Consider the following 6,682-nt stretch of genomic DNA (forward strand, 5'->3'; position numbering starts at 1 on the left):
GGCAGCGCCGCCGCGGCGGCGGCGCCGAGCCCGAGCCGCACCAGCTCGCGCCGCGACATGCCGGCGGCGGCGCGAGCGGCGCGGTCGATCAGGCGCCCACCGGCGCGGGCGTCAGAGCGGCCAGGCATCGCCGGCCGTTCTGCGCTGCTGCTCGGCGGCGCGCAGCGCGGCGACCGCTCTGGTCGTCAGGTCGGCGGCCTTCTGCGGGTCGCTCACGCGCTCGGCGGCAGCGAGCGCCGCGTAGCCGTCGGCCAGCTCGCCGACGCCGCGCGCGGCTGCTTGCACGCGTCCGTCGCCGTCGGCGCGGCCGCCCAGCTCGCGCGCCAGCGCCCGCAGCTCGCGCTCGGCCTTCTGCACCGGCGCGACAGGCAGGTCGGCGCCCGGTCTGGCGTGCAGCGCGCGCTCCTGCGCCTTCAGCGCCGCGCCGGTCGCGGCGCCGATCCGGCGCCGCTCGGTGGCGAGCGATCTGCGCAGTCGCCGGTGGCGCTGCCGGCTCAGCATGAGGTGGACGGCGGGGTCGTGGGCATGCCGCGCAGCTTGCTGCCCGCCCACCCCCTGCCACAGCGGGGCCGACCCCAGTGTTTGCCCGACCCGCGCTCAGGCGGTGGGCGGCGCTAGGCGGACTGCAAGGGCGGCACGACGATCGCGAAGGCGCTGACGTTCTGCTCGCCGGGCGCGACGAGCCGCAGCGCCCTGCCGCTGACGAGCGCGTCGGTCGGCGCCGTCATCGGCTCGAAGCAGATCAGCTGCTCGCTCGGCGGGGCGAACACCTGCGCCGCCGGGAAGCCCTGCTCGAAGTGGACCTCGAGGCGGCGGCCGGCGGCCGAGACGGCGAAGACGGCGCCGGGCGCGACACCGTCGTAGGCGTCGTCGAGCGAGCGTTCGGCGAGCGGCCGCGACTCGGCCGGCGCGGGGCGGGCGGTGCCGGTCGGGATCCCGCGCTCGTCCAGCTCCAGCCGTTCCAGCGCGGGCAGCTCGACGAGCCACTGCTCGCGCGGCACGCCGGCGAGCTGGAGGTAGGGGTGGAAGCCGTAGGCGAGCGGGACCGGGACGTCGCCGGTCGCCGTCAGCGTCGTCGCGATCCGCAGGCCGCGCTCCCCCAGCGCGACGTCGAGCCGGAGCATGTGCGGGAAGGGGAAGGAGGCGAGCAGGTCGGGCCGCGCGCCGAAGTCGAGCGTCGCGGAGAAGGCGGAGCTGTCGCCGGCCGCGCCGTCGCCCGCGGGCGCGGACTCGCCGGCCTCCTCGACGACCCAGTCGGGCACGCCCGCGACGAGGCCGTGGATCGCGAGGCCGTTGCCGTCGCGGTGGAGGCCGGCGGCGCCGTCGGCGATCCGCACATCGGTGCCGGCAACGGAGAAGGCGTCGCGCGAGAGCCGGTTGGCCCACGGGTGCAGCAGCGGGATCCCCATCGTTCTGGCGTCGTGCACGTAGGCGTCGAGCCCGTGGCGGGCGCCGAGCAGCTCGTCGTCGCCGTCGCGCAGCGAGATGCCGAGCATGCCGGCGCCGGGCACGAACGTCGCGCTCAGCTCGCCCGCGCGCAGCCGCACCGCGGCGAACCCTTCGATCTCCGTCGTCTCGATCACGCCGCACATGCTCGCAAGCGGGGCGGCGCGCTCAAAGGGACGGCGCCGCGTGCGCGAGCGGCTCGGCGCGCAGCGGCGTGCCAGTCGGCGCGTGGACGAGCCGCTCCCCCGCGCTCGCGCGCACGACGCCGAGCCCGTCGAAGGCGAGCGCGCTGGTGACGCGGCCGGCCGCTCTGCCGTCGGCGGCGGTCAGCTCGTCGCCGGCAGCCAGCAGCGCGTGGTCGGCGTGCAGGTGGCAGATGCGGCGGTGGACGGTCCCCGAACGCTGCTGCCGCAGGACGGTCTGGAGGCCGGGATAGAGGCCCTTGTCGGTCGCGACGGTCGCGCCGTCGAGCGCCAGCTCGGCCGGCAGCGTCGCGTCGCTCGCGTCAGCGCCGTAGAGCAGCCGCCCGTTCGCGATCCGCAGCGCCTCCCAGCCGCAGCCGTCGAGCGGGCTCGCGCCGCCGGCCGCCAGCGCGGCGAGCAGGCGCGGCACGTGGTCGGCGCGCACGACGAGGTCGAGTCCGGCCCACGCGCGCACGGCGCGGACCGGGATGCCGGCGATGTCGGTGGGGAGGTGGGCGTGCTCCTCGGCGTGGGCGAGCGCAAGCGCCTTGCTCGGCGCCGGTGCCGACGCGGGCACCGCCGCCGCGAGCGCCGCGCGCAGCCCCTCCGCCTCCCCCACGAGCGACACGAGCCCCTGCTGGAGCGTCAGCTTGTGCAGCGCGACGTTCCAGCCGATCCGCCCGTTCCACAGCCCGCGGAAGAGCCCTTCGAGCGCGGCCCGCTCGCAGTGCAGCAGCCAGCCGCGGTCGGTCCGCAGCACGCGCGCGAGCGCCCGCACCTGCCCTCTCGGGGTGAGCAGCGCGGTCGCGCTGCCGCCGCCGACGGGCAGCCGGGCGAGGTCGGCGGTCAGCAGCGCCTGCAGGTACGGCAGCGCGTCGGGGCCGCCGACGCCGAGCTTGCCCGCGTCGGAGCGGTCGGTCCAGGTGAGGGTCGGTGCGGCGGTCACCCCGACACCTTCCCACTTCAAGCAGGCTTGAGGTCAAGGGGCTCAAGGCACGAGTTGGCAGTCACCTCTGTACCAGTCTGGTACCGATTCGGTACCAGACTGGTACCGTGTAGCGGGTGAGCAAGCAGATTGCCGTTCGCCTTCCGGATGAGCTGGTCGATTTCGTGGACGAGATCGTCAGATCTGGCGCCGAGCGCAGTCGTGCTGCCGTGGTCATACGAGCACTCGAACGCGAGCGGCGACGCGCCGTTGCTGCGCGCGATGCGGAGATCCTCGCCAGAAGCGGCCCGGATCCCGACTTGGCCGGGCTGGCTGGCTACGCTGCCGGCCTGCCGTCGGATCTGGACTGATGCGGCCGATCCATCTGGCGCGGCTCGACAAGACGCGACCGGTGCTCGTCCTCACCCGCGAGCTTGTCCGTCCACATCTCACGTCGGTCACCATCGCCCCGATCACCACCTCGGTGCGCGGCCTCTCGACAGAAGTGCCGGTCGGCGAGGCGAACGGGCTCGCGGACTCTTCGGCGATCAGCTGCGACAACATCACGACGATCCCGACGACCGCCTTGGGCCGCCAGATCGGCCTCCTGCTCGATGCTCAGGAGCCGGCGCTGAGCGACGCGATCCGCGCGGCGTTCGATCTCGACTGACGCCGCTCAAATCGCGCGGGCCGTCATGATCCGCCGATGTCCCTCCCCGAGCCCGGCCTCTACCGCCACTTCAAAGGCAACGACTACGAGCTGCTCCACGTCGCGCGGCATTCGGAGACCGAGGAGTTGATGGCCGTCTACCGGCCGCTGGCCAGACCGGAGTCGATCTGGGTGCGGCCGCTCGACATGTTCACGGAGCTGGTCGAGCGGCCGGAGGGAACCGTGCCCCGCTTCAGACCCCTCAGCTGATCCCGTCGAGGCAGAGGTACTTCAGCTCCATGAAGTCGTCGAGGCCGTGGCGCGAGCCTTCGCGGCCGAGACCGGACTGCTTGACGCCGCCGAAGGGTGCGCCCTCGTAGGAGATCGCGCCGGTGTTGACGCCGACGACGCCGAACTCGAGCGCCTCGCCGACGCGCCAGACGCGGCCGGAGTCGCGCGTGTAGAGGTAGGCGGCGAGGCCTGACTCGGTGGCGTTCGCCAGCTCGATCGCCTCGGCCTCGGTCTCGAAGCGGAAGACGGGGGCGACGGGGCCGAAGGTCTCCTCGGCGGCGATCTTCATCGCGGTCGTGGCGCCGGTCAGGACGGTCGGCTGGAAGAAGGTCCCGCCCAGCTCGTGCGAGTCGCCGCCAGTGGCGACTGAGGCCCCGTGGGCGAGCGCGTCGGCGATGTGGTCCTTGACCTTCGCGAGCGCGCGCGCGTCGATCAGCGGCCCCTGCTCGGCGCCGTCGGTGAAGCCGTCGGCGACCTTCAGCGCCGCGGTCGCTGCCGCGAAGCGCTCGACGAAGGCGTCGTGGATCCCCGCCTGCACGAGGACGCGGTTGGCGCAGACGCAGGTCTGCCCGGCGTTGCGGAACTTGGAGGCGATCGCGCCGGCGACGGCGGCGTCGAGGTCGGCGTCGTCGAAGACGATGAAGGGCGCGTTGCCGCCCAGCTCCAGCGACACCTTCTTGACCGTGTCCGCCGCCTGGGACATCAGCAGCCGGCCGACCGGCGTCGAGCCGGTGAAGGTCAGCTTGCGCACCGCCGGGTTGGTCGCCAGCTCGTGGCCGACCTCCTCGGCCGGCCCGGTGACGACGTTGATGACACCCGCGGGGATCCCGGCGCGGTCGGCCAGCTCGGCCAGCGCCAGCGCCGAGAGCGGCGTCGACGGCGCCGGCTTGACGACGATCGTGCAGCCGGCGCCGAGCGCCGGGGCGACCTTGCGGGCGATCATCGCCATCGGGAAGTTCCACGGCGTGATCGCGGCGCAGACGCCGATCGGCTGGCGGATCGCGAACAGGCGGCGGCCGCTGTCGTTGGTCGGGATCACGTCGCCGTAGGCGCGCTTGCCCTCCTCCGCGTACCACTCGACGAAGCCGGCGCCGTAGAGCACCTCGCCGCGCGCCTCCGCCAGCGGCTTGCCCTGCTCGGCCGTCAGCAGCACGGCGAGATCATCGACGTGCTCGACGATCAGCTCGTACCAGCGCCGCATCAGCCTCGCCCGCTCCTTCGCGGAGAGACGCGACCACTTCGGCAGCGCGACGGCGGCCGCGTCGATCGCGCGGCGCGCGTCGGCGCGCGTGCCTTCGGCGACCCGCGCCAGCTCGTCGCCGCTGGCGGGGTCGAGCACCGGAGCGTGCTCGCCGCCGGCGCCGGGCGTCCAGACGCCGCCGACGTACAGCTCGTCGCGCAGCAGGTTCTGGTCGGTCAGGTGGGCGATGGCGGTCGTCATGGGCGCGGTCTCCTTCTGAAGCCAAGTCATGTCACGATGCGGACGGACGTGCGCAGAGCGCACTGGACTCCTCGTCTGCCGTGTGCGAAGGTTCGCATACCGTGCATTTGACCGCAATGCGAACACTTCGAGACGGACGCTGAGATGACTGCCACCACCTCCACCCTCGGCGAGCTGGACCGCCGCTACGTCTTCCACCCCTTCACGGCCGCCGGCGCGCACGAGCGCGACGGCGGGCCGGCGATGATCGTCTCGGGCAGCGGCTCGACGCTGACCGCCGCGGACGGCACGACCTACCTCGACGCGATGGCCGGCCTGTGGTGCGTCAACGTCGGCTACGGGCGCCGCGAGATCGCCGACGCGCTGCAGTCACAGGCGCTCAGACTGCCGTACTACCACGGCTTCTCCTCGATGGCGACCGACCAGCCGGCGCTGCTGGCCGAACGGATCATCAGGCTGACCGGCGACCTCGGCATGTCGAAGGTCTTCTTCGGCTCCAGCGGCTCGGACGCCAACGACACGCAGCTGAAGCTCGTCTGGCACTACAACAACCTGCTCGGCCGGCGCGAGAAGAAGAAGGTGATCGCGCGCAGCCGCGGCTACCACGGCGTCACGATCGCCTCCGCCTCGCTGACCGGCCTGCCGGCGATGCACGCGCAGTTCGACCTGCCGCTGCCGATGATCCGCCACGTCTCCCCGCCGTACGCGCTGTGGGAGAAGCAGCCGGGCGAGGACGACGCCGCCTTCGTCGCGCGGCTCGCCGACGAGCTGGAGCAGAGAATCCTCGCCGAGGGCCCTGAGACGGTTGCCGCCTTCATCGCCGAGCCGGTGCAGGCGGCCGGCGGCGTGATCCCGCCGCCCGACGGCTACTTCCCCGCGATCCAGGCGGTCCTGCGCAAGTACGACGTGCTGCTGATCGCCGACGAGGTCGTCTCCGGCTTCGGCCGCCTCGGCGCCTGGTTCGGCAGCCACCTGCTGGGGATCGAGCCCGACCTGATGACGATCGCGAAGGGCGTCACCTCCGCCTACGTGCCGCTGTCGGGCTGCGTCGTCTCCGACAGAGTGTGGGAGGTGCTCGCCCGCGACGGCGGCGCCTTCCAGCACGGCTACACCTACAGCGCCCACCCGCTCGCCGCCGCCGCCGCGCTGGCGAACCTCGACCTCGTCGAGCACGGCGGCCTGATCGAGCAGGCGGCGCGCCGCGGCGAGCGGCTGCGCGCGGAGCTGCACGCCGCCTTCGACGGCCACGAGCTGGTCGGCGAGATCCGCGGCATCGGCCTCGTCGCGGCGCTGGAGTTCGTCGCCGAGCGCGGCGAGCGGCCGGTCCGCTTCGACCCGGCGCTGGCGGTCGGCGCCCGCATCACGCGCGCCTGCCTCGAGCACGGCCTGATCACGCGCGCGCTGCCGGCCGCCGACACGATCTCGTTCTCGCCGCCGTTCACGATCACCGAGGCCGAGATCGACACGATCGTCACCGTCGCGCGCGAAGCGGTCGACCAGGTCGCCGACGAGCTGGCGCGCGCGAAGGCGTGAGCCCGCGGCTCGGACTGATCGTCAACCCGATCGCCGGCATGGGCGGGCGCGTCGGGTTGCAGGGGACCGACGGTCCCGAGTTGCTGCGCCGCGCGCTGGAGCGCGGCGCGACCCCCGTCGCGCCCGCGCGGGCGCGACGGGCGCTGGCGCGGCTGCGCGAGCGGCTGCCGGAGGCGGTCGTCGTCGAGCCGCCGCCGGGCGCCGGCGCCGACGGC

Annotated in this window: 8 protein-coding genes and 1 pseudogene; 5 read left to right on the forward strand and 4 right to left on the reverse strand. The window is 73.9% G+C overall.

What is annotated here, in order from left to right:
- Positions 1-111: 111 nt before the first annotated feature.
- The 3 genes from R7226_RS30495 to R7226_RS30505 form a co-directional block, all read right to left on the reverse strand.
- A complete protein-coding gene (locus R7226_RS30495) occupies positions 112-501 on the reverse strand; it encodes a hypothetical protein (protein ID WP_318601293.1) in 390 nt (129 codons plus the stop codon).
- 113 nt (positions 502-614) lie between these two features.
- Positions 615-1,583, reverse strand: coding sequence for an aldose 1-epimerase (locus R7226_RS30500; protein WP_318601294.1), 969 nt, complete (start codon positions 1,581-1,583; stop codon positions 615-617).
- A gap of 31 nt (positions 1,584-1,614) precedes the next feature.
- Complete coding sequence (locus R7226_RS30505) at positions 1,615-2,574, reverse strand: YgfZ/GcvT domain-containing protein (RefSeq protein WP_318601296.1); 960 nt, start codon at positions 2,572-2,574, stop codon at positions 1,615-1,617.
- Positions 2,575-2,690: 116 nt separating this feature from the next.
- Between R7226_RS30505 and R7226_RS30510 the strand changes: the two genes are divergently transcribed.
- From R7226_RS30510 to R7226_RS30520, 3 genes are read left to right on the forward strand one after another with little or no spacing between them, the layout of a single operon-like run.
- Positions 2,691-2,924 (forward strand): ribbon-helix-helix domain-containing protein, encoded by a 234-nt coding sequence (locus tag R7226_RS30510; RefSeq protein WP_318601297.1) that lies wholly within the window; start codon positions 2,691-2,693, stop codon positions 2,922-2,924.
- On the forward strand, positions 2,924-3,223 hold the full coding sequence (locus R7226_RS30515) for a type II toxin-antitoxin system PemK/MazF family toxin (RefSeq protein WP_318601298.1): 300 nt from the start codon (positions 2,924-2,926) through the stop codon (positions 3,221-3,223). The genes R7226_RS30510 and R7226_RS30515 overlap by 1 nt, the downstream gene beginning before the upstream one ends.
- A gap of 36 nt (positions 3,224-3,259) precedes the next feature.
- Entirely contained in the window at positions 3,260-3,472 is a 213-nt protein-coding gene (locus R7226_RS30520; RefSeq protein WP_318601300.1) for a DUF1653 domain-containing protein, read from the forward strand.
- Here R7226_RS30520 and R7226_RS30525 read toward each other — a convergent pair.
- A complete protein-coding gene (locus R7226_RS30525; RefSeq protein ID WP_318601301.1) occupies positions 3,465-4,934 on the reverse strand; it encodes an NAD-dependent succinate-semialdehyde dehydrogenase in 1,470 nt (489 codons plus the stop codon). The two genes, R7226_RS30520 and R7226_RS30525, sit on opposite strands and share 8 nt — an antisense overlap.
- 144 nt (positions 4,935-5,078) lie before the next feature.
- On the opposite strand from R7226_RS30525, the gene R7226_RS30530 reads away from it, so the two are divergent.
- Positions 5,079-6,467, forward strand: coding sequence for an aminotransferase (locus R7226_RS30530; RefSeq protein ID WP_318601302.1), 1,389 nt, complete (start codon positions 5,079-5,081; stop codon positions 6,465-6,467).
- Positions 6,464-6,682: pseudogene (locus R7226_RS30535) on the forward strand (hypothetical protein); the annotation flags it as partial. The gene R7226_RS30530 and the pseudogene R7226_RS30535, both read left to right, overlap by 4 nt.

Origin of the sequence: Conexibacter stalactiti (assembly GCF_033542075.1) — a bacterium.
Taxonomy (GTDB): domain Bacteria; phylum Actinomycetota; class Thermoleophilia; order Solirubrobacterales; family Solirubrobacteraceae; genus Conexibacter; species Conexibacter stalactiti.